We start from the raw sequence: 22,256 nt of genomic DNA, 5'->3' as shown, positions 1-22,256 counted from the left end.
GAGGACCGATCAGGCCTGGTCTTGCCCCTCGGCAAGGAAGAACCAGGTATCCAGCACCGAGTCGGGGTTCAGCGAGACGCTCTCGATGCCCTGCTCCATCAGCCAGCGGGCCAGGTCCGGGTGGTCCGACGGACCCTGGCCGCAGATGCCGATGTACTTGCCGGCCTTGTTGCAGGCAGCGATGGCGTTGGCCAGCAGCTTCTTCACCGCCGGATTGCGCTCGTCGAACAGGTGGGCAACGATGCCGGAATCTCGATCCAGGCCCAGGGTCAGCTGGGTCAGGTCGTTGGAACCGATGGAGAAGCCATCGAAGAACTCGAGGAACTCGTCGGCCAGCAGGGCGTTCGACGGCAGTTCGCACATCATGATGACCTTAAGGCCGTTCTCGCCGCGCTTCAGGCCGTTCCCGGCCAGCAGCTCGACCACCTGGCTCGCCTCGCCCAGGGTGCGCACGAAGGGCACCATGATCTCGACGTTGGTCAGGCCCATTTCGTTGCGGACCTTCTTCAGCGCACGGCACTCCAGCTCGAAGCAGTCGCGGAACGACTCGCTGATGTAGCGCGAGGCGCCACGGAAGCCGAGCATCGGGTTCTCTTCTTCCGGCTCGTAGAGCTTGCCGCCGATCAGGTTGGCGTACTCATTGGACTTGAAGTCGGACAGGCGCACGATGACCTTCTTCGGCCAGAACGCCGCGGCCAGGGTGCTGATGCCTTCCACCAGCTTCTCGACGTAGAAGCCGACCGGATCGGGATAGCCGGCGATGCGCTTCTCCACGCTTTCCTTGATGTCCGCCGGCAGGCCGGCGAAGTTCAGCAATGCCTTGGGGTGCACGCCGATCATGCGGTTGATGATGAATTCGAGGCGGGCCAGGCCCACGCCTTCGTTCGGCAACTGGGCGAAATCGAAAGCGCGATCGGGATTGCCGACGTTCATCATGATCTTGAACGGAAGGTCGGGCATGGCGTCGACCGAGTTCTTGCGCACATCGAAACCGAGTTCGCCTTCGAAGATGAAGCCGGTATCGCCTTCGGCACAGGAAACGGTCACCCCCTGGCCATCCTGCAGGATCTGGGTGGCGTTGCCGCAACCGACCACCGCCGGGATGCCCAGTTCGCGAGCGATGATCGCCGCGTGGCAGGTACGCCCGCCGCGGTTGGTGACGATGGCGCTGGCGCGCTTCATCACCGGCTCCCAGTCCGGGTCGGTCATGTCGGAGACCAGGACGTCACCCGGTTGGACCTTGTCCATTTCCGACACGTCGTTGATCACCTTGACCGGACCGGCACCGATGCGCTGGCCGATGGCACGCCCTTCCACCAGGACGGTCCCCTTCTCTTTCAGCAGGTAGCGCTCCATGACCGTGGCGCTGGCGCGGCTCTTCACGGTTTCCGGGCGTGCCTGGACGATGTACAGCTTGCCGTCGTCACCGTCCTTGGCCCATTCGATGTCCATCGGGCGGCCATAGTGCTTCTCGATGATCATGGCCTGCTTGGCCAGCTCGGTGACCTCGGCGTCGCTCAGGGCGAAGCGGGCGCGATCGGCGCGATCGACGTCCACTACCTTGACCGAGCGACCGGCCTTGGCTTCGTCGCCGTAGATCATCTTGATCGCCTTGCTACCCAGGTTGCGGCGCAGGATGGCCGGACGCCCGGCTTCCAGGGTCGGCTTGTGGACGTAGAACTCGTCGGGGTTCACCGCGCCCTGGACCACGGTCTCGCCCAGGCCGTAGGCACCAGTGATGAAGACCACGTCGCGGAAGCCGGATTCGGTGTCCAGGGTGAACATCACCCCGGCGGTGCCGGTTTCCGAGCGGACCATGCGCTGCACGCCGGCGGACAAGGCGACCAGCTTGTGGTCGAAGCCCTGGTGCACGCGGTAGGCAATGGCGCGGTCGTTGAACAGGGAGGCGAAGACCTCTTTTGCTGCGCGGATCACATTGTCCACGCCGCGGATATTGAGGAAGGTTTCCTGCTGGCCGGCGAACGAGGCGTCCGGAAGGTCTTCGGCGGTAGCGGAGGAACGCACTGCCACGGCGAGGTTGTCGTTGCCGTTGGCCAGGGCGGCGAAGGCCTGGCGGATCTCGCTGTCGAGACGGGCCGGGAACTCGGCTTCCATCACCCACTGGCGGATCTGCGCGCCGGTCTTGGCCAGGGCGTTGACGTCGTCGACGTCCAGGGCGTCCAGGGCCGCGTGGATACGGTCGTTGAGGCCACTCTGCTCGAGGAAGTCACGGTAGGCCTGGGCGGTTGTGGCAAATCCGCCGGGTACGGAAACGCCGGCACCGGCCAGGTTGCTGATCATCTCGCCGAGGGATGCGTTCTTGCCCCCCACATGCTCTACATCATGGACGCCGAGCTTATCGAGGGAAACTACGTACTCTACCAAGGTGATCTCTCCACTATTGAATTGGAAAAGCTCAAGCGGGGCCAGGAGCAGCTCCGCTGGATTCTGGCCTGGCCCTTAGAAATAAGTGACAATGCTGCGACAGAAAGGCCTCTGACAACGCGCGGCCTATCATAGCCAAGAATCGTTCCTACCTTAAGGCTTTCGGTGCAAATGAAACGAACCGCATTCTTCATCTCGGACGGCACCGGTATCACCGCCGAAACCCTGGGCCAAAGCCTTCTGGCACAGTTCGAGAACATCAGCTTCGTCAAACTGACGAGACCGTACATCGATACCGAAGAAAAAGCGCGCGCCATGGTACAGCAAATCAATAATGCTGCCGAGTCGGACGGGGCCCGCCCGATCATCTTCGATACCATCGTGAACCGCGACATCCGGGCGGTCCTGGCGCAATCCAACGGTTTCATGATCGATATCTTCGCCACCTTTCTTTCGCCTCTGGAACAGGAGCTTTCGGCCGACTCGTCCTATTCGGTCGGCAAGTCCCACTCCATCGGCCACAACTCCAACTACATGGATCGCATCGAGGCGGTGAACTTCGCCCTCGACAACGACGACGGCGCCCGCACCCACTACTACGACAAGGCCGACCTGATCCTGGTCGGCGTCTCGCGCTGCGGCAAGACGCCCACCTGCCTGTACATGGCCCTGCAGTATGGCATCCGCGCCGCCAACTACCCGTTGACGGAAGAGGACATGGAGCGCCTGCAACTGCCGAACGCCCTCAAGCAGTACAAGCACAAGCTGTTCGGCCTGACCATCGACCCCGATCGCCTCACCGCGATTCGCAACGAGCGCAAGCCCAACAGTCGCTACGCCAGCTTCGCCCAGTGCGAATTCGAGGTACGCGAGGTCGAAAGCCTGTTCCGCCGCGAAAACATCGCCTACATCAACTCCACGCATTTCTCGGTGGAGGAGATTTCCGCAAAGATCCTCGTCGAAAAAGGCGTGGAACGGCGCTTCAAATAACCGCTCCGGGGCCAGCGGCTCGGCACCGCCAAGGTCCCTTGCCCGCTTCCGGTAACGCTTCGAGCCCCTGGATGGAATTTCGTTTCATCCCAGGGGCAAAACCCCGACCAAGTGGTATAAGCGGCTGTCGCTGCCGAAAAACCGCGTGATAGAATGCGGCCCGCATGCGCCTGGCGGGGCGCCCGGCATGCCCGGCCTGCCGAGCGCAGGTCGATGACGCAGGGTTTTCCGTCACGGACTGGACAGCGATCGCAAGATCGACCCGCCGAACGCGACACCAACCAGGACTTATGAAACTCAAGCCCTTAGCTCCCCTGCTCTGCCTATTCATCGCCGTACCAGGCCTGAGCGTAGCCGCCGAAAAGACGGTCTACGGCCTGAACGAATACGCGCGCATCAACGACCCGGACATCCAGCTGGCCGCCAAGCTCGACACCGGCGCCAAGACCGCCTCCCTCAGCGCCCGCGACATCAAGCGTTTCAAGCGCGACGGCGAAACCTGGGTGCGCTTCTACCTGGCCACCGACAACGCCGACGACACCCCGATCGAGAAGCCCCTGGCGCGGATCAGCAAGATCAAGCGCCGCCACGGCGACTTCAACCCCGACGAGGGCAAGGCCTATACCGCCCGTCCGGTGATCGAGCTGCAGGTCTGCATGGGCAAGGCGATTCGCACCATCGAAGTGAACCTGACCGACCGAAGTGCATTCCAATACCCGCTTTTGATCGGCTCGGAGGCCTTGAAGAAATTCGACGCACTGGTCGATCCGAGTTTGAAATACTCGGCCGGGAAACCCGGCTGCAAACCTGATGCAAAACCTGCTGAGTAAACGACATGCGCTCTCTCAACCTGCATCTGAAAGTCCTGATCGCCATCCTGCTGACCCTGGGTGTGGCGATCACCGCCTATCAGATTTTCGTCCAGGGTATTCCCGTTACCGAAGCCGAAACCGATGACCTCTGGAACATCGATGCCAAGGTCGACTTCGTCGCCACGCCGAAAACCCCGGTCAAGGTGCAGATGTTCGTTCCGCCGTTGAGCCAGGACTACGTCAGCCTCAACGAAAGCTTCGTCTCCAACAATTACGGCGTCAGCATCAATCGCGCCGACGGCAATCGCAAGGTGACCTGGTCCGCCCGCCGCGCCAACGGCAAGCAGACCCTGTACTACCGCCTGGTGCTGACCAAGCGCTACACCGGCGAGAAGACCAAGGAGAAAGGCCCGATCTTCCGCGACAGCCTGCCCCTGGAAGGCCCGGAGAAGATCGCCGCAGAAGCCCTGCTGGCCCCCATTCGCCAGCACTCGGCCGACGTCGAGACCTTCGTCAGCGAAGCCATCAAGCGCGCCAACAACGGCAACGACGACAACGTCAAGCTGCTGATGGCCGGCGACACCAGCCTGGAAAAGAAAGCGCATATCGTCGAGACCCTGCTGTCCATCGCCCACGTGCCGATGGAGCGGGTCCACACCATCCGTCTGGTCGCCGACCTGCAACAGAGCCCGGAACTGTGGCTGCGCAGCTTCAACGGCGAGAACTGGCTGTATTTCAACGTGGTCACCGGCGAACAGGGTCTGCCCTCCGATCGCCTGATCTGGTGGCTTGGCGATGAGCCGCTGATGACCATCGACGGCGGCAAGAAGGCCCAGGTCAGCTTCAGCCTGAACAGCAGCGAGATGAACGCCATCCGCCTGGCCAAGCTGTCCGACGAGAACACCGAGGCGGCCTTCCTCGAGTACTCCCTGTACGGCCTGCCGCTGTCCACCCAGCAGACCTTCCAGATCATGATCATGATCCCGATCGGCGTGCTGGTGATCCTGATCCTGCGCAACCTGATCGGCCTGCAGACCCTTGGCACCTTCACCCCGGTTCTGATCGCCCTGGCCTTCCGCGAGACCGGCCTGCAATGGGGTATCGCCCTGTTCACCGTGATCACCGCCCTGGGCCTGTCGCTGCGCTCCTATCTCGAGCACCTGAAGCTGCAGATGCTGCCGCGCCTCTCGGTGGTGCTGACCTTCGTGGTGGTGATGATCGCGGTGATCAGCCTGTTCAGCCACAAGCTCGGCTTCGAGAGCGGCCTGTCGATCGCCCTGTTCCCGATGGTGATCCTGACCATGACCATCGAACGCCTGTCGATCACCTGGGAAGAGCGCGGCGGCGGCCATGCGATGAAGGTGGCCATCGGCACCCTTTTCGCGGCATCGCTGGCGCACATCCTCATGCGCATCCCGGAACTGGTGTACTTCATCTTCACCTTCCCGGCCGTGCTGCTGATCCTGGTCGCCTTCATGCTCGCCATGGGCCGCTACCGCGGCTACCGCCTGACCGAGCTGTTCCGCTTCAAGGCCCTGCTCAAGGACTGAACCATGTCGATCTGGAAGACCTGGAAAGACCTGACCGCGAAAGGCGTGATGGGCATCAACCGACGCAATGCCGATTACGTCCTGAAGTACAACAAGCGGCACCTGTATCCGGTGGTGGACGACAAGATCATCACCAAGGAACGCGCGCTCGAGGCCGGCATCCACGTGCCGGAGATGTACGGCATCATCGAGACCGAGAAAGGCATCGACAAGCTCAACGAGATCATCGGCGAGCACAACGATTTCGTCATCAAGCCGGCGCAGGGCGCCGGCGGCGACGGCATCATGGTGATCGCCGACCGCTTCGAGGGCCGCTACAAGACCGTGTCGGGGAAGATCGTCAGCCACGAGGAGATCGAGCACCACATCTCGAGCATCCTCTCCGGCCTCTACTCCCTCGGCGGTCATCGCGACCGCGTACTGATCGAGTACCGGGTGACCCCCGACCAGATCTTCAAGAGCATCAGCTACGAAGGTGTGCCGGACATCCGCATCATCGTACTGATGGGCTACCCGGTGATGGCCATGCTGCGCCTGCCGACCCGGCAGTCGGGCGGCAAGGCCAACCTGCACCAGGGCGCCATCGGCGTGGGCGTCGACCTGGCCACCGGCGTCACCCTGCGCGGCACCTGGCTGAACAACAAGATCGCCAAGCACCCGGACACCACCAACGCGGTGGACGGTGTGCAACTGCCGAACTGGGACGGCTTCATGAAGCTGGCGGCCGGTTGCTACGAGTTGTCGGGCCTCGGCTACATCGGCGTGGACATGGTTCTCGACCAGGAGAAAGGCCCGCTGATCCTCGAACTCAACGCCCGCCCGGGCCTGAACATCCAGATCGCCAACGACAGCGGCCTGGTGCACCGCTGCCACGCCGTCGAGGCGCGACTGGAAGAACTCAAGGCGAAAGGCATCGAAGAGTCCGCGGAAGAGCGCGTACGCTTCTCCCAGCAGCTGTTCGGCCACGTCCAGCAGCAACAGGGCTGACGTGCTTCCGGTATGAAGAAGCCCGGCTCCGGCCGGGCTTTTTCATGTCTCGGATTTCAACGCACCACGGCCAGCTCGAAGCCGCCCTGCCGGGCGTGCTCATGCACCTGCAGACCCGCCTCGTTCACCGCCAGGCCCTGTAGCGGACGCTTGAACGGCTTGTTGTCGAGGGTTTGCAGCGAGCGGTCCTCGTCGGTGGTCAGCAGCAGCACGTAGCGCTCGCCGCGATTGGCCCGCACCGGCACCGTACCCTCGATGAAAGCGTAGCGATACCAGGTTTCCGGGTTCAGCTTGTACACCGCGTCGCTGACCAGCCGGGTCGGCCGCTTGTGCTCGTCGAGGAACAGCAGCGACGGGTAGACCACCTGGCGATTGGCGAAACTGCGGATGCGCAGGCCGTAGACCCCCTGGGAGCGCGGCAGCCGGATCGCCGCGTAGAAGCTCCTGCCCATGGGAAAGTCGAAGCTCGGCGAGAAGCGGTTCAACTCCTCGTAGCGCGGTTCGTCGGCATCCAGTTCGGTGAAGTCGCTCTCGGTGATCTGCTCGCAGCAGCGCCGTTGCAGGTCCTGGTAGAGATCGTCGATGGTCATCTCGGTGCCCTTGAGCAAAGCCTTCAGCGCATCGCTCTGCTGGCCGGCGCCATCCAGGCCGGGCAACGCCGCCGGACGCTGCTTGAACTCGATCTGCCGGCCCTCGGTGAAGGCGATCTGCGACGAAGGCGCGGCCTCCCGCTTGAAGCGCGCCGCGCGCTCCTCGGGCGGGATCTGCGAGTTGTGCATGCGGCCCTTCTCGTCCACCCAGGTGTAGTAGGGACTGCCGTTCTCGCTGCGAACGAAACCCTTGCCCTCGAAGGCCTCGGCGTCGATGTATTCGGCGGAGTGCTCGCCGTTGGGCAGGACGTAGTCGGCGCGCTGGCCGGCGACCTGGGCGCCGGCATAGAAGCTGTTCTGCACGTTGCCGTTGGCATCGATCCAGGTGTAGTAGCGACGCTTGCTCTCCCCTCCGCTGCTGTTCCCCGGCCACTGCGTGGCGTTGTCCGCCTTGTTCAGCACCCGCGCCTGGTCGCTCTGGCCGATGCGCTGTCGCGCCTGGCGCTGCTGGCGGTCGAACTGGCCGTCGACGAAGGTGTTGTGCACCCCGCCATTGTCGTCCACCCAGGTCAGGTAGCGCCCGCCGGAGGCCCAGCCCGGCGAAGATGCCGGCAGCGCCAGGGAGAAGACGCAAAGTACGATGGATGCGCGCATCAAGCTCCAGCCCTCAGAAGGTCGTACGGTAGGTCATGGCGAAAATATAGGCCTTCACCGTGGTGTCCACGTCCAGTCCCGCGTAGGGGTTGTACACCAGGTTGTCGAGCCCGGTGCAGTTCAGGTTGCAGCTGGTATCGGCCTTGACGCTCTGCTTGGTGACGAAGTAGTTGAAACCGACATCGATCACCGTGTCCTTGTCCCACTGGTAGCCCAGCCCCAGGCCGTAGAGATTGGCATCGCCGATCGGCACCAGGATGTCCGCCTGGCCCTTGGGGATCGCCGAAGGCCGGTATTCGTAGCCGGCGCGCAGCTGCAAACGGTCGTTGACGTCGTACTGCACGCCCATGGCCCAGCTCCAGGTATCGCGGTAGCCGCGGTCGAGGGTGATGCTGTGGCTGGTGGCGTCCTTCGAGTCGAGGTACTTGGCGATGCGCAACAGGTCGAGCTCGCGGTCGAACTCGATCTTGAACTCGTTCCAGTCGCTGTAGCCGTTCCATTTCAGGTCGAAGTTGAATTGCCACTTCTTGAACGGGCGCAGCTTCACGCCGGTGGAGAAGGCATCCGGATAGACCATGTTCATCGTGGCGTTGCCATGCTCTTCGTCGACGTTCCCGTAGGGGAACATCTGGCCGAGGATCGCACCGCCGAGCGACTTGTGCACCCCGGTCCAGAAACCCTGCCAGCCCTGGCCGTAGTCGACCCGGTACTTGCCCTTGAGCCTCATCCGCGACTCGCTCTGGTAGGTCGCGCCCCAGGCGAACCAGTCGGTGGGCTCCCAGAGCACGCCGAGGTTGAAGCTGGGCGAAAGCGACTGCTGCATGTCCAGGTCGATATTGGCCAGGTTCTGGAACGGACCGATGTTGCCGCCGCAGACGTTGAAGAACACCTCGAGGATCTCCTGCATTCCCGGCAGGCAACCGATCTCCTTGGTCTGCTGCAACAGCCCGAGCAACTGGTTCGGCGCCCGGAAATCCTCGTTCAACGCTACTGCCTGGTGGGAGAAACCCACCGACAGGCCGACCGACAGCTCGTCGTTGACCTGGTAGGCCAGGGTCGGCGAGAAGTAGGTGAGCCGCTGCAACGACACCTCGCGTCCCTGGTAGCGCGCCGGATCGCTATCGGAATCGCGGCTGTAGCCCAGCGCTTGCGGGGTGTAGACGTTGGTGGCGAAGGTGAACTTGGAACCCGGCGGGTTGATCGAGATCCCGGCCAGCGGCGCCACCAGCAACGGCACGTCGGTCATGCCGCCGAGGCCGGGCAGGTACATGGTCGGGGTCAGGGTCCGGCTGTGGCTGTTGGCGACCGGGTCGTCGCGCAGGCCGAAGGTGCCTTCGCCGTAGTTCGGCGGCGCCTTGAAGCCGGCGCGGATGTCCATTACCCCGGTGAGCAGCTTCACGGTCGCCTGGCGGCCCTTCATCCTGGTCAGCGCCGCCGGGTTGTAGTGCACCGAATCGATGCCGGTCTCGTCGGCGGTCACGGCGTTGCCGAGGGCCATGGCTTTCGGGTTGCCGATGGTCAGGTCGTTGGCCATCTGCGCGCCGGCCGGCGGAATCCAGGCCAGGCACACCCCTGCCAGCGCCAGCCAGAGCGGCGCAATGCGCATCTTCATAACAGGCCTCGCTCGCGGGTTACTGGGCCTTCAGCCCTTTGATATCGAGGGGTACGGATAACCCCAGCAGTACATCCGGCGAGTCTTCCGTGAGGCCGAAACCGGCGTTGACGTTGACGATGTAGTCCGGTGACGTCCGCAAGCCGAGCGAGAAGTTCATGATGCTACTGGTCTGTTCGGACGACTCGAACGTACCGGCAGTGGTGTGGTAGCGGTTCTTCAGCGTGTAGGCCATCTGGTACGAGGTCGCCAGCGAGACGTCGTAGGACAGCGCGTAGGCCATGCCCATGTTGAAGTTGATCGTGTTGCCGGGCGAGACCTTCTCCAGCTGGGAGTTGTCGGCCAGGGTCTGGTGCACGTCGTCCACCGGCAGGTTCCAGGTGTAGCCGAGCGAGCCGTAGAGGACCACCGGGTCGATCACATAGGACATGTTCGCGCCGAAGCCCAGGCTGTAGTAGCCGTTGCCGGTGGAGATGTCCTTGTCCAGGTTGGTCTTGTAGGGACTGTCGCCGGTCGGCAGGCCGATGGTGGTATACAGCGTGGTGACCGGCCGCCCGCGCACCGCCGCCCAGGGCTGCCAGCGCAAGGTCGCGGAAACGTCGCCGAGGCTGTAGGCGTGGGTATCCATCTCGGTGTCGTACTTGGCTACCAGCGGCAGGCGGAAACTGAAGGTGAGGTTGTCCCAGATCCCGTAGTCGAAGGTGAAGGAGTTGGTGAAGGTGTGCTGGGACTGGCTCTGCCGGCCGGCGAGGCCGTAGATCTGCGTGCCGCCGCTGGTCTTGGTCAGCGGCACCAGGGTCAGCCGCTGGTCGCGCACCAGCGCGTAGTCGAAACCGTAGGTCAGGGTCCGCTCGCCCTTCTTCAGCAAGGTGTAGCTCTTCTCGGCGGCCTGGAAGACTTCCTCCAGCGCCTTGGCGCTGTCGGCATCGTCATTCTTCTTGGCCAGCGCGTCACGGGCCTGGTCGACCGAGGCTTCCTCGGCAACGGACAAACCGCTGATAGACAGCATCAGCGCCGCCGCGCATGTGTACCCCCTGATTCTCATGGCGCTATCCCCAGAGATTGTTCTTGTTTTTGGGTATCTGCTACTTGGTGCGCAGGTGTATGACGTCGCCACCAGTGCCCAGCTCACGGACCTGGTTTTCAGTGATCTTGTTGATCTGCGGAAACTCGCGGAACGCCAGCAGGCTGACGGTGCGGTCGTCCACCAGGCGCATGTCGCGATCGTTCAGCGCCAGCGCGTTGCGGGGCTCCTGCCCACTCGGGAAGATCACGAACAGGACGTTCTGGTCCCAGATTTCCTCGAAGCGCGTCCGGGTGAAGCTGATGTTGCCCAAGGCCGGATCGGCGACGAAGACGTGATCGTTGTAGACATCGCGCACCACCACGAAATGCTTGAAGCCGGCATAGTGGATGGGGACCAGCGCCGGATGCTCGAGAGCGTCCAGGTCGCTGAACTCGGCGCGAAAACCACCGCTCTTGTAGCCCAGCGCAGCGGCGTAGCGCTTCATGTCGAGCAGCGAGAAACCGCGGCGCTGCACGATCTTATCGGCCTCGCCATAGCGCAGCAGCCCTTCCATGACCTGGCGTTCCTCGAGGTTGCGCCCGAGGTAGTAGTCCAGCAGCGTGGTAAGCGCCGCCGAGCCGCAGCTGTAGTCATAGGCCTGGCGGATGACGTTGCGGAACTGCAACTGGCTCATCGGCTCCAGCTGCACCGATTCGCGGTAGGGTCCATTGGGGGTCAGAGGCTGGCTGAGGTTGACCGTGCCCTGCGGTTGCGGCTTGGTATCGACCGTCTGGGTGAACCCGAACAGCCCGATCAGACTTCCCAGCAAAATCTCGAACATCGCCCCGTCGTACCTCTTTCGGAGAAAGACCCCGCCGATGCCTCGACGAGGTCTTCGCGTCTCGACTCGGTTCCTGGATCAGTGACCCCAGACCTTGATGGTGGAACCGGCCATGTTCAGCCCGGAGACGGTCAGCGAGCCGATGCTGGCGGCGCTGGTGTCGCCCACCTTGATGGCGCCAACGGTCACGTCGCCGGTGATGGCCGGCAGGCCGATGGCCAGTTGCTGGGTCGACTTGCCGCCGATATCGGTGGTGACGACGTCGATGGTCAGCGGCTTGGTATCGTCGATGGTCAGCGCCGGCAGGCTGATGTTCTCCAGCCGCAGGGAGCCGCCGTTGGTGTCGGTATCGGTGTAGGTCACGGCCCCGACGGAGCCCTGGAAAGTACCGGAAATGCTGATGCCTGCCTGGCCGGTCACGTCGGACAGCGCGCCATCGTCCATGGCTTTCAGGTCGGCATGCGCCAGCAAGGGAGCAGCCAGAACAGCAGTTGCAAGGAACAGGTGCTTTTTCATTGTTATTTCTCCAGTGTTCAGGTGTGGTTTGCCCCAGGGCACTGCCGTTTGCATCCTGTCCCCGGCAGATCGACCGGCATCTCGCCGGTCTCCAGGTCCGGTACTGCTTCCCTAGGCGTCCCGGACATGGATTCGGTAGAGCCTCATGCTCTCTCGTCCTGGATTCCAAGCTACTGGGCCACCCCTTCCGCCGCCAGCCCATCCAAGGGATGGAGCGATGGCGGCTGCCGCTCACGCCTCGCTCAGCAGTCCCAGGCTTTTACCCTTTAGTACGGCTTGCGTTCTGCTCTTCACACCCAGCTTGGCGAACAGGTTGTGCAGGTGCCACTTGATGGTGGCTTCCGACAGGTGCACCGCCTGCGCGATATCGCGGTTCGACAAGCCCGCCGCCACCAGCCGCAGGATTTCCCGTTCGCGATGGCTAACATCCTGATTTTCATCGAAACTTTCCGGGTCCACGGAGAGCTTCCGGCACTGCTCGCGGAGCAGGTCGGCCAGCCCCTGCCAGGCCGCGGCACGCTTGGGCTCCGCTTCCCTCCAGCTTTCCCACATCGGCAACAGCCACAACGCGTCGTCCTGGAACAGCCGGCGGTAGCCGAGATTCCAGGCTTCCTCGAGCGTGGCGAGGAACAGGCCGATGGCTTTTTCGCTGTTACCTTTCTGCCAATACGCCACAGAAAGTAACAAGGACAAACGCAGCCGCCGATCCCTCTGGTAAGCGGAAGAGTAGCCGGCCAGACAGCTTTCCAGCTTGCTCTGCGCGCGTTCCGCGTGACGCTCGGACAATGCCAGCCGAGCCTCCGCCAGGACCAGGGCGGTCTGTGCGTCGGCATGCCGCTCGCCGGAGAGCCCGGCAAGATGCCGCTCCAGTTGCAGGCAGACCCGTTCGGCTTCGTTCGGACGGCGCAGCCACAGCAGGAACTGCACCTTGCAGCTCATGGCGTGAGCATAGACACGCTCGTAGCCGGGCGAGAGCAGACCGCTCAGCCATTCGTCGAGTTGCGCCAGCCCCTGCTCGGCGGCGCCGGAGAAGAAGCGAGCCTTGGCCATGACCAACTGGCCGCGACTGAGCAGTTCCACCGGCGTCGCGACATCCCGCCAGACCGTCGCCAGCGGTAGTTCGGCGAGCACGCCGGCATGCCGGTCCTGCTCGTAGAGCAGGTCGGCATAGGCCAGCGACAAGGGTCCGCCGACCCGGCTGCGCCGGCCGAATACCTGCTCGACCCGGTTGCGCGCCGACTCGGCTATCGCCCTGCCCCGCTCCAGGTCGCCACTCTCCTTGCAGATCAGGGATTCGATCAGGCTGGTCACCACCTGCAGGTACTCGCTGTCGGCGACTTTCAGGTCCTCCCGCGCGGAACCGATGGCGCCGGCGGCCTCGGCGTAGTCGCCGAGCAGCGCATGCGCCGAAGCCTGCACGCAGAGCAGGCTGGCGCGGAACACCGGCTGGTTGCTCGGGACCATGGACAGCCAGTGACGGGCGACCTTCAGGCAGGCTTCGAGCTTGTCCTGGTAGAGCAACACCAGGGCCTTGAGCACCTGGGCGGCGGCGAGCAACTCGCCGAGCCCGAAGTGCATGACCTTGCCGCGCCCCTGCAAGAGGCGGTGGCTGACCTCCTCGATCAACGCCTCGGCCTCGGCGAAGCGTTGCTCGAACGCCAGTTGCCAGGCGTAGAAGATCTGGAACACCGGATGCTCGCGGATCACCTCGGCGGGAATGCCGTTGAGCATGCCGAGGATGCCGTACACCCGGTTACCGGCGATCAGGCGCGCGCCCTGGCGCTCCAGCAACTCGGCGGCGAACAGGTAGTCGCGGGCGCGAAGGGCGTACTTGATCGCCCGGTCGGCCAGGTCGCGCCCCTCGCACCAGCGCGCCGCCGCATGCAGCAACGGGGTCGGATCGGCATGCCGGGACAGCCGCCCCTGGAGGAACTCGGCGAACAGATGGTGGTAGCGGAACCATTCGCGCTGGTCGTCCAGGGCGATGACGAACAACTGCTCGTTCTGCAGGCGCATGAGCATGTCCAGGCCGTCGCGACGCCCGGTCAGCGCATTGCACAGTTCCGCATTGAACTCATCGAGCACCGAGGTCTGGTCGAGGAACAGCTGCAGGTCGGCGGGCAGGCTGGCCAGCACGTCTTCCGCCAGGTAGTCGGCGATGTTCCGTTCGGTCCCGGAGAGCCCGCGGAGGAAACCTTCCCGGTCGGTATTGCGACTGAGGGCCAGGGCCGCCAGGTGCAACGCCGTGATCCAGCCTTCGGTGCGCTTGAACAGCAGCTTCAGCTCGCGCTCGCCCAGCTCCAGCCCCTTGAGGTCGAGGAGAAACGCATCGCTCTCCTCGCGCGAAAGTCGCAGGTCTTCCGCGCTCAGGCAGAAGGTCCAGGGCTTGAGGGTCGGTTCGTCGACCAGGAAGCGCGGGCGGAAGCGGGTCGAGGCCACCACCCGCACGTGATCGGGCAGGTTCTCGATCAGGTAGCGAACCCCATGCGGCAAGGCGGCGTGGCGGATGCGGTGGAAATCGTCGAGGAACAGGTACAAGGGGCCTTCCAGGCGACGCAGGTCGGCGAGGAAGGCATCCAGGATGCCCTCCAGCGGCACCGCGACGTCGGTGCCGAGCAGATTGGCGGTATTGCCGCCGAATGCCGGGACCACTCGCTGGATGCTCGCCAGCAGGTACTGGATCAGACGCTGCGGTTCGCTGTCGGTCTCGTCGCAGGACAACCATGCCACCGCCGCGCCCTGCTCCAGCAGGCGCAGGCGCAACTGGCAGAGGATGGTGCTCTTGCCGAAGCCGGCCGGCGCGCTGAGCACCATCGCGCGTCGCCCGCGGGCCTCGTACAGGCGGTCGATCAGCGCCTGGCGGGGAAGCAGCGGCAACCCTCCGGCGCCTGGCGGGAACAGCTTGGTCTGCAACAGCGGGATGGTGCTGGCGGGAACCCCGTCGCGATGGCCCATGGTCAGAGCAGGCTCAGCTCGCGGGCTCGCCGGATCGCCTGGGTGCGATTGCGCACCTTGAGCTTTTCGTAGATGTTGTGCAGATGCCATTTGACGGTCCCCAGGGCCAGCGACAGGCGCTGGCCGATTTCTTCGTTGGATAGGCCCTGTGCGGCCAGGCAGACCACTTCGCGCTCGCGCTCCGTCAGGCCTTCCTCGAGCGCATCCTGGGGCTTGCGCACGCCCTGCCCGGGCCAGATGCCGAGCAGGCCGCGAATGAAGGTCTGTAGCGCCGGCTGGCGCTCGGTGGATTCGAGTTGCTGGAGCAACTGGCGAATGCCGTCGCCTTCCTCGATGAAGAGGCTGCGCACCCCTTCCCGTTCGGCATTGATCAGGCATTCGCCGAGCAGGCTGTTGGCCCGTTCCTGGTAGCCCAGGCGCTGATAGCTGAGCGCCGCCAGGATATCCAGGCGCAGGCGCTGCAGGCCGTGCCAGCCGGGCTGCAAGGTGCCGCGCAACTGAGTGATCTCGTGCAGCGCCTCGCTGAAATGTCCTCGCCCCTGCAACAGGCGCACGCGGCTCACGCCCAGCGACCAGTTGACCGGGTTGAAGGCCATGTTGCGGTAGTGTGCCGCCATCTTGTTCCAGTCCACGCTCTTCAACCGCTGCTCGGCGCGCTTCAGGCGGTCGGGGCCGCTGTCCTGGAGGATCAGGTTGATCTCTTCGGCCATGGCCTGGGCGAAGAAGCGCCACGACTGATTGCGCGAGGCCAGGGCCTGCATCGCCGCCAGGCTGGCCAGCGCCTCCTTCGGCCGTCCCAGCAGGCGCTGGGTGCGCGCCAGGCAGATCTGTCCCTGGGCATAGAAATCGATCGGATTGATCACATCCACATGCCCGAGCGCCCAGCCCAGGCGCTCTTCCAGCCCGTCCAGCTCGATCCTGTAGTAGGCGGTCAGGGCCTCGGTGATGGTCGGCAGCGCCAGCGCGCTCCTGGACTTCTCGAACAGCGGCCGGGCGCGCTGGCGGAGCCGCTCGATGAGCAGTTGCGCCTGTTTCACCTGGCCCTGCTCGAGTGCGAGGATCACCTCGACGTTGGCCAGTTGCATGTCCAGGTAGCGCCCTTCGAGGAAATGATTGCGCTGCTGCGCCAGCCCCAGCAGGCGCCGCGCCTGGTCGCCCTGGCCACGGACCACCTGGGCCAGCGCGGCAGTGATCAACACCGCCACTTCGAGGAAGGCAGCGTTCTGCCCGAGCTGGACTTCGACCCGGCGAGCCAGGGCGATGCACAGTTCCAGATCGTCCTTCTGCAACGCCACCACCGCCTTCACCGCCAGCGCGGAGAGGTACTGGTCGCCCATCGGCCCATCGCCGCGGCTCTCCCCCCAGCGCGCCAGCAGTTCGTCGATGATCCGGTTGGCCTCGCCCAGGCTGAGGTCGCTGGCCCGCGACCAGACATCGGTAAGGACCAGGATCGGATAGCGCTCGGCGATTTCGTCCGGCACATGCTTGCGCCAACGGTAGATCAGGCTGAGCTGGCCGCGGTTGATCAGCTCCAGTCCGCATCCGTCGACCAGCGCGGCGATCATCTCCGGGTCTTCCGCCGCACAGGCATGCTCGATGGCGAACGTCGGCATGTGGTGGTTGGTGAACCACAGGCTGGCGTTGAAATGCAGTTGCTTGAAACGGTCCGGATCGGAGTCACGCAGGCGGTTGCGGAGGAAGTCGGCGAACAGCAGGTGGAAGCGATACCACTGGCGTTCGCGATCCAGCGGCAGGAGGAACAATTGCATGGACTCCAGGCGCTCCAGCAGCGCCTGGCCGTCCTGGCGCCCGGTCAGGGCGTTGGCCAGGTCGCCGCTCAATTGGCTGGCAACGCCAAGGGCCAGCAGCGCTTCCTGCAGGTCGCCAGGCAAGCGTTCGAAGACCGCCGCCAGCAGATAGGCGCTGACCGCCTGCTTGTCGCCGTCGAGCAGGGCCATTTCCTGCACCTGCGGTTGCTGGCGCAGCCACAGGCTGACGAGATGCACGCCCACCACCCAGCCTTCGGTCTGGCCATAGAGCGCCTTCAGGCAGGGCTCGTCCAGATAGAGACCGCTGCGCTCGAGGTATTCGCGGGTTTCCTCGAAGCCGAGGCGCAGCTCCTCGAGGCCGATTTCCAGCAACAGTCCCTTGGCCCGCCAGGTAGCCAGGCTCAGCGCCGGCTGCGAACGCGTGCCCAGGGCCAGGACCAGCCCGGGCGGTGCGTACTGCACCAGGCGGTTGAGGCCGGTGAAGATGTCCGGGTTGCTAACCAGGTGCAGGTCGTCCAGCACCAGCAGCAACGGCCGCGCATAGCGATCGAGATCGCCGAGCAGGCTTTCGATCACCGCCACCACCGGGACCCGCATGGTGTTCTGCAGGTAGGTCTGGGCGTCGTCGCCAAGCTGCGGCACGGCTTCGCCCAGCGCCTCGATCAGCTGCCGGCAGAAACGGGCGGGGTCGTCGTCTTCTTCGGCCAGCGACAGCCAGGCCACCGCCTGGTCTGCTACAGTGCGCTCCCTGGCCAGGGCGGCGAGCGCGCAGGTCTTGCCGAAGCCGGCAGGTGCGGAAAACATCAGAACGCGTGAATGGGGATTGCGATCCAGCAGGTTGCGGATCGCGGGGCGAAGAGAATATTCGGCTGGCACCTGAGGCGGCACTATTCTGGAGCGCGAAAGGCTGCCGGCTGCTGGATCCTGTACTGCATCCACGGCCTGTATCCCTGTGTCATTATCATTGTGGTACGGAGCCAAATCTCCGTGGGATATTTCCATAATTAGCAGATCACCCTTCTTACGTAAACTGAAGAAATGGCTCTAGGATCGACGATTCCGGCGAACTAGAATTCCTGACTGTCCCACTACCCCCACTTTCCATGCCCAGTTGTCATGTTCACCCCCTGCCCTACCATAGCGACCCAAGCTGTCTCTTTGCCATCATCCATGAGGCGCCCGGTGCGGTGATGCTCGATTCGGGTCGCCCCATCGCTACCCGTGGACGCTATGACCTTATGAGCGCCTGGCCATTGGCAGAACTGGCGCCGCTGCCCGACGAATCGGCCAACCGCTTCTTCGCCCGCCTACGCGAAGCGGCCGGAAGCCTGGGCCCCGCGCAGCTGCCAGCGCCGTACGAACTGCCCTTCGCCGGCGGTCTGCTGGGCTATTTATCCTACGACCTGGGTCGGCGCATCGAGCGCATCGGCGAACACGCCCGCGATGACCTGGGCCTGCCGCTGGCCTCCGTCGGCCTGTATGCCTGGGCGCTGATCAGCGACCACCAGGCCGGCACCAGCCAACTGGTATTCCACCCGCGATTGGACGAGCGCGAACGCCAGCGCCTGATCGCCCTGTTCAGCGAGGAAACGCAAGGCACGGCCGGCAACTTCAAGCTTCTGGGAAAATTCCGACGGAGCATCAGCGCATCCGACTATCGGCAGGCGATCCGCCGCATCCAGGACTACATCCAGGCAGGCGACTGCTACCAGGTGAACTATAGCCAGCGCTTCCAGGCCGCTTGCAGCGGCTCGCCGTGGCCGGCCTATCGCGCCCTGCGCGAGGCCTGCCCGACGCCGTTCTCCGGCTACCTGCGACTGGCCGACGGCGCGATCCTCAGCCTGTCGCCGGAGCGCTTCCTCAAGCTCGGCAAGGGCAAGGTGGAAACCCGGCCGATCAAGGGCACCCGCCCGCGCGGCAAGACGCCCGAGGAGGACATGGCGCTGGCGGCGTCGCTGCTGGCCAGCCCCAAGGACCGCGCGGAAAACCTGATGATCGTCGACCTGCTGCGCAACGACATCGGACGCAGTTGCCAACCTGGCAGCGTACGGGTACCGGAGCTGTTTGCCCTGGAAAGCTATCCCAACGTGCATCACCTGGTGAGCAGCGTCACCGGCGAACTGGCGCCGGGCAAGGACGCCCTCGACCTGCTGGAAGGCAGCTTCCCCGGCGGCTCGATCACCGGCGCGCCGAAGATTCGCGCCATGCAGATCATCGACGAGCTGGAACCGAGCCGACGCGGCATCTACTGCGGCAGCCTGTTCTACCTCGACGTGCGCGGCGAGATGGACAGCTCGATCGCCATCCGCACCCTGCTGGTCAGGGACGGCCAGGTCAGTTGCTGGGGCGGCGGCGGCATCGTCGCCGACTCGCGCTGGGAGGACGAGTACCAGGAAACCCTGGACAAGGTCCGGGTGCTGCTGGAAACCCTGGAAGGAATGGCCGGGACAGCGTCCCCGGAATAGAAAAGAGCCCGCGTTCCGCGGGCTCTTTCATCGGCGGCGCGGCTACAGGCTCAGCGAACGGCTGGAAGCCTTGAGGAACTCGCGCTTGAGGTCTTCGTAGGTATGCACCGCGGGGAACTGGGGAAACTCGCGGATCACGTTTTCCGGGGCATGGAACAGGATGCCGGCGTGGGCCTCGGAAAGCATGGTGGTGTCGTTGTAGGAATCGCCGGCGGCGATCACCCGATAGTAGAGGCTCTTGAAGGCGATCACCGACTGCCGCTTGGGATCCTTCTGGCGCAATTGATAGCCGACCACGCGGTCGCTGTCGTCGATCTCCAGCTTGTGGCACAACAGGGTCGGGAAGCCCAGCTGGCGCATCAGCGGCTGGGAGAACTCGTAGAAGGTGTCGGAGAGAATCACCACCTGGAAGCGCTCGCGCAGCCAGTCGACGAATTCCACCGCCCCCTCCAGCGGCTTCAGGGTGGCGATCACCTCCTGGATGTCGCCCAGCTTCAGGCCATGTTCGTCGAGGATGCGCAGGCGCTGCTTCATCAGCACGTCGTAGTCCGGAATGTCCCGGGTGGTCGCCTTCAAGGCGTCGATACCGGTTTTTTCCGCGAACGCGATCCAGATTTCCGGAACCAGCACGCCTTCCAGGTCAAGACAGGCAATTTCCACAGGACTCTCCTCGAAATTTTCTGAACGATGGGGTGACGACGGACGCGGCACTCTAGCCCCTCGCCGAGGGCAAGGCAACGCCGGCTTATTCCTGGAATCAAGGTCTACAGGGGTAAATGGTTATTTAGGGCCATATGCCGCCCTTTGCTACCATTCCCGCCACAGAGCGCAACAGCGCCGCCCAGCACCAGGACCCCAGCCCGATGAGCCAGCCTTTCGACCTTCCCGCCCTCGCCTCCAGCCTTGCCGACAAATCCCCCCAGGACATCCTGAAAGCCGCCTTCGAGCACTTCGGCGACGAGCTGTGGATCTCCTTCAGCGGCGCCGAGGACGTCGTCCTGGTAGACATGGCCTGGAAGCTCAACCGCAACGTGAAGGTGTTCAGTCTCGACACCGGTCGCCTGCACCCGGAAACCTATCGTTTCATCGACCAGGTCCGCGAACACTACGGCATAGCCATCGACGTGCTTTCCCCCGACCCGCGCCTGCTCGAACCCCTGGTGAAGGAAAAAGGCCTGTTCAGCTTCTACCGGGACGGCCACGGCGAGTGCTGCGGCATCCGCAAGATCGAACCGCTCAAGCGCAAGCTCGCCGGCGTGCGCGCCTGGGCCACCGGCCAACGCCGCGACCAGAGCCCCGGCACGCGCAGCCAGGTGGCGGTGCTGGAAATCGACGGTGCCTTTTCCACGCCGGAAAAGCCGCTGTACAAATTCAACCCGCTGTCGTCCATGACCAGCGAGGAGGTCTGGGGCTATATCCGCATGCTCGAACTGCCCTACAACAGCCTGCACGAACGTGGCTATATCAGTATCGGCTGCGAACCCTGCACCCGTCCGGTGCTGCCCAACCAGCACGAGCGCGAGGGCCGCTGGTGGTGGGAGGAAGCCACCCACAAGGAGTGCGGGCTGCACGCCGGCAACCTGATCAGCAAGGCCTGAAACCGTCGATAGAGCGTATGCAATCGGGGTAAAGTGCGGGTCGAACCCCGAGCGGAGACCCAGCATGCGCATCACCATGGTCAAGAAAGTCCTCGCCAACGGCGAGGACTGCCGCAAGTGCAAGGAAGTCCGGCAACGCCTGGAACAAGGCGGCTACCTGCCGCGCATCCATCGCACCCTGGTGGCCGACGAACGCGACCCGAACAGCGCAGGCTGGATGGTCGCCGCCCAGTATGGCGTAGAGACCGCGCCGTTCTTCGTGGTTCGCCACGACGACGGGCGCGAACAGGTCTACACCGTGTTCATGAGCTTCCTCCATGAAGTCCTCGAACCGCGAGCAGAGCAGGCCGCGGACGCCGATCGCGAAGCGCTGGCCAGGCTGGCCGGACGCGACAATCTCGACATGCTCTGAGGGCCAGCCATGAAAAAGCCCGGCACCAGGCCGGGCTTTTTCATGGGCCGAGGCGATCAGTAGACCGGCAGTTCGATGCCGTCGAACAACTCGTCCAGCTCGGCCTTGTTGTGGCATTGCACGGCCTTGGCCAGCAGCTCGCGGGTCAGGTGCGGAGCGAATTTCTCGATGAAGTCGCACATGAAGCCGCGCAGGAAGGTGCCGCGGCGGAAGCCGATCTTGGTCACGCTGGACTCGAACAGGTGGCTGGCGTCGAGGATCACCAGGTCGTTGTCGAGCTTCGGATCGACCGCCATGTGCGCCACGATGCCGACCCCCAGGCCCAACCGCACGTAGGTCTTGATCACGTCGGCATCGGCCGCGGTGAATACCACCTTGGGCACCAGGCCGCGCTGGCTGAAGGCTTCGTCGAGCTTGGAGCGGCCGGTGAAGCCGAACACGTAGGTGACGATCGGCTGCTCGGCCAGGGCTTCCAGGGTCAGTTTCGGCAGCTTGGTCAGCGGATGCCCGTGGGGCACGATGACGCAGCGATTCCAGCGGTAGCAGGGCATCATGATCAGGTCGCCGAACAACTCCAGCGCCTCGGTGGCGATGGCGAAGTCGACGGTGCCGTCGGCGGCCATTTCGGCGATCTGCATCGGCGTGCCCTGGTGCATGTGCAGGGAGACGTCCGGGTACTGCTTGATGAAGCCGCTGATCACGTTGGGCAGCGCATAGCGCGCCTGGGTGTGGGTAGTGGCGATGGACAGCGTGCCCTTCTTCTCGTTGGAGAATTCCTGGGCGATCTGCTTGATGCTCTCGACCTTGCGCAGGATCTCGCCGGCGGTATGGATGATCCGCTCCCCCGCCGGCGTCACCCGGGTCAGGTGCTTGCCGCTGCGAGCGAACACCTCGACGCCCAGTTCGTCCTCCAGCAGGCGGATCTGCTTGCTGATGCCCGGCTGCGAAGTATAGAGGCTCTGCGCCGTGGCGGAGACGTTGAGGTCGTGGTGCGCAACCTCCCAGATATAGCGCAATTGCTGAAGCTTCATGGAGATTCCTCGAAAAGGTTGTCGCGACCGGCGATCAAGAACCGAAGGTATATAACCATATTAATGGTTTGAGGAATAAAATT

General features: G+C 64.0%; 17 protein-coding genes. 7 read left to right on the top strand and 10 right to left on the bottom strand.

Annotated elements, in window-relative coordinates:
• Window positions 1-9 precede the first annotated feature (9 nt).
• Entirely contained in the window at window positions 10-2,385 is a 2,376-nt protein-coding gene (ppsA, locus tag HMPREF1224_RS39570) for a phosphoenolpyruvate synthase (protein WP_003098065.1), read from the bottom strand.
• 171 nt (window positions 2,386-2,556) lie between these two features.
• On the opposite strand from ppsA, the gene HMPREF1224_RS39565 reads away from it, so the two are divergent.
• The 4 genes from HMPREF1224_RS39565 (at window position 2,557) to HMPREF1224_RS39550 (ending at window position 6,724) form a co-directional block, all read left to right on the top strand.
• Complete coding sequence (locus HMPREF1224_RS39565; RefSeq protein WP_003087813.1) at window positions 2,557-3,375, top strand: posphoenolpyruvate synthetase regulatory kinase/phosphorylase PpsR; 819 nt, start codon at window positions 2,557-2,559, stop codon at window positions 3,373-3,375.
• Window positions 3,376-3,665: 290 nt separating this feature from the next.
• Window positions 3,666-4,205: a retropepsin-like aspartic peptidase RloA gene (locus HMPREF1224_RS39560; protein ID WP_003087811.1), complete on the top strand. Its 540-nt coding sequence runs from the start codon at window positions 3,666-3,668 to the stop codon at window positions 4,203-4,205.
• Between the two features lie 5 nt (window positions 4,206-4,210).
• Window positions 4,211-5,737, top strand: a complete 1,527-nt coding sequence (locus HMPREF1224_RS39555) for an osmotic stress tolerance membrane protein RloB (protein ID WP_003087809.1) — start codon at window positions 4,211-4,213, stop codon at window positions 5,735-5,737.
• Window positions 5,738-5,740: 3 nt separating this feature from the next.
• Window positions 5,741-6,724 (top strand): alpha-L-glutamate ligase-like protein, encoded by a 984-nt coding sequence (locus tag HMPREF1224_RS39550; RefSeq protein WP_003120311.1) that lies wholly within the window; start codon window positions 5,741-5,743, stop codon window positions 6,722-6,724.
• A 56-nt stretch (window positions 6,725-6,780) separates the two neighbouring features.
• Here HMPREF1224_RS39550 and HMPREF1224_RS39545 read toward each other — a convergent pair whose 3' ends face one another.
• The 7 genes from HMPREF1224_RS39545 to HMPREF1224_RS39515 all read right to left on the bottom strand — a co-directional run bounded on the left by HMPREF1224_RS39545 (window position 6,781) and on the right by HMPREF1224_RS39515 (window position 17,606).
• Window positions 6,781-7,968, bottom strand: coding sequence for a MalM family protein (locus tag HMPREF1224_RS39545; RefSeq protein WP_010794036.1), 1,188 nt, complete (start codon window positions 7,966-7,968; stop codon window positions 6,781-6,783).
• A gap of 13 nt (window positions 7,969-7,981) precedes the next feature.
• Window positions 7,982-9,580 carry an outer membrane protein transport protein gene (locus HMPREF1224_RS39540; RefSeq protein WP_003098070.1) on the bottom strand — a complete coding sequence of 533 codons (1,599 nt, stop codon included), beginning with the start codon at window positions 9,578-9,580 and terminating at the stop codon, window positions 7,982-7,984.
• Between the two features lie 19 nt (window positions 9,581-9,599).
• A complete protein-coding gene (locus HMPREF1224_RS39535; RefSeq protein WP_003120313.1) occupies window positions 9,600-10,625 on the bottom strand; it encodes a transporter in 1,026 nt (341 codons plus the stop codon).
• 40 nt (window positions 10,626-10,665) lie between these two features.
• Window positions 10,666-11,427, bottom strand: coding sequence for a C39 family peptidase (locus HMPREF1224_RS39530; RefSeq protein ID WP_003098072.1), 762 nt, complete (start codon window positions 11,425-11,427; stop codon window positions 10,666-10,668).
• 78 nt (window positions 11,428-11,505) lie between these two features.
• Window positions 11,506-11,943: a DUF6160 family protein gene (locus tag HMPREF1224_RS39525; protein ID WP_003098074.1), complete on the bottom strand. Its 438-nt coding sequence runs from the start codon at window positions 11,941-11,943 to the stop codon at window positions 11,506-11,508.
• Window positions 11,944-12,174: 231 nt separating this feature from the next.
• On the bottom strand, window positions 12,175-14,898 hold the full coding sequence (locus HMPREF1224_RS39520; RefSeq protein WP_003087788.1) for a winged helix-turn-helix domain-containing protein: 2,724 nt from the start codon (window positions 14,896-14,898) through the stop codon (window positions 12,175-12,177).
• Between the two features lie 2 nt (window positions 14,899-14,900).
• On the bottom strand, window positions 14,901-17,606 hold the full coding sequence (locus HMPREF1224_RS39515) for a winged helix-turn-helix domain-containing protein (RefSeq protein ID WP_003120314.1): 2,706 nt from the start codon (window positions 17,604-17,606) through the stop codon (window positions 14,901-14,903).
• Window positions 17,607-17,770: 164 nt separating this feature from the next.
• Here HMPREF1224_RS39515 and pabB point away from each other — a divergent pair, with 164 nt between their 5' ends.
• Window positions 17,771-19,132, top strand: a complete 1,362-nt coding sequence (gene pabB / locus HMPREF1224_RS39510) for an aminodeoxychorismate synthase component I (protein ID WP_010794035.1) — start codon at window positions 17,771-17,773, stop codon at window positions 19,130-19,132.
• Between the two features lie 42 nt (window positions 19,133-19,174).
• On the opposite strand, the gene thrH is transcribed toward pabB, so the two are convergent.
• Window positions 19,175-19,792 carry a bifunctional phosphoserine phosphatase/homoserine phosphotransferase ThrH gene (gene thrH / locus HMPREF1224_RS39505; RefSeq protein ID WP_003098078.1) on the bottom strand — a complete coding sequence of 206 codons (618 nt, stop codon included), beginning with the start codon at window positions 19,790-19,792 and terminating at the stop codon, window positions 19,175-19,177.
• Window positions 19,793-19,926: 134 nt separating this feature from the next.
• On the opposite strand from thrH, the gene HMPREF1224_RS39500 reads away from it, so the two are divergent.
• Both HMPREF1224_RS39500 and HMPREF1224_RS39495 read left to right on the top strand, forming a co-directional pair.
• Window positions 19,927-20,730, top strand: a complete 804-nt coding sequence (locus tag HMPREF1224_RS39500; protein WP_003120317.1) for a phosphoadenylyl-sulfate reductase — start codon at window positions 19,927-19,929, stop codon at window positions 20,728-20,730.
• A gap of 64 nt (window positions 20,731-20,794) precedes the next feature.
• Window positions 20,795-21,142 (top strand): hypothetical protein, encoded by a 348-nt coding sequence (locus HMPREF1224_RS39495; protein WP_003087777.1) that lies wholly within the window; start codon window positions 20,795-20,797, stop codon window positions 21,140-21,142.
• A gap of 56 nt (window positions 21,143-21,198) precedes the next feature.
• Here the strand turns inward: HMPREF1224_RS39495 and cysB are convergent, their stop codons facing one another.
• Window positions 21,199-22,173, bottom strand: a complete 975-nt coding sequence (gene cysB / locus HMPREF1224_RS39490; RefSeq protein ID WP_003087775.1) for an HTH-type transcriptional regulator CysB — start codon at window positions 22,171-22,173, stop codon at window positions 21,199-21,201.
• Between the last annotated feature and the right edge of the window lie 83 nt (window positions 22,174-22,256).

The organism is Pseudomonas sp. P179 (genome assembly GCF_000478485.2).
Lineage (GTDB): Bacteria > Pseudomonadota > Gammaproteobacteria > Pseudomonadales > Pseudomonadaceae > Pseudomonas > Pseudomonas aeruginosa.
Note: the sequence above shows the minus strand (reverse complement) of the source record. Positions and strands in the feature narration are given on the sequence as shown.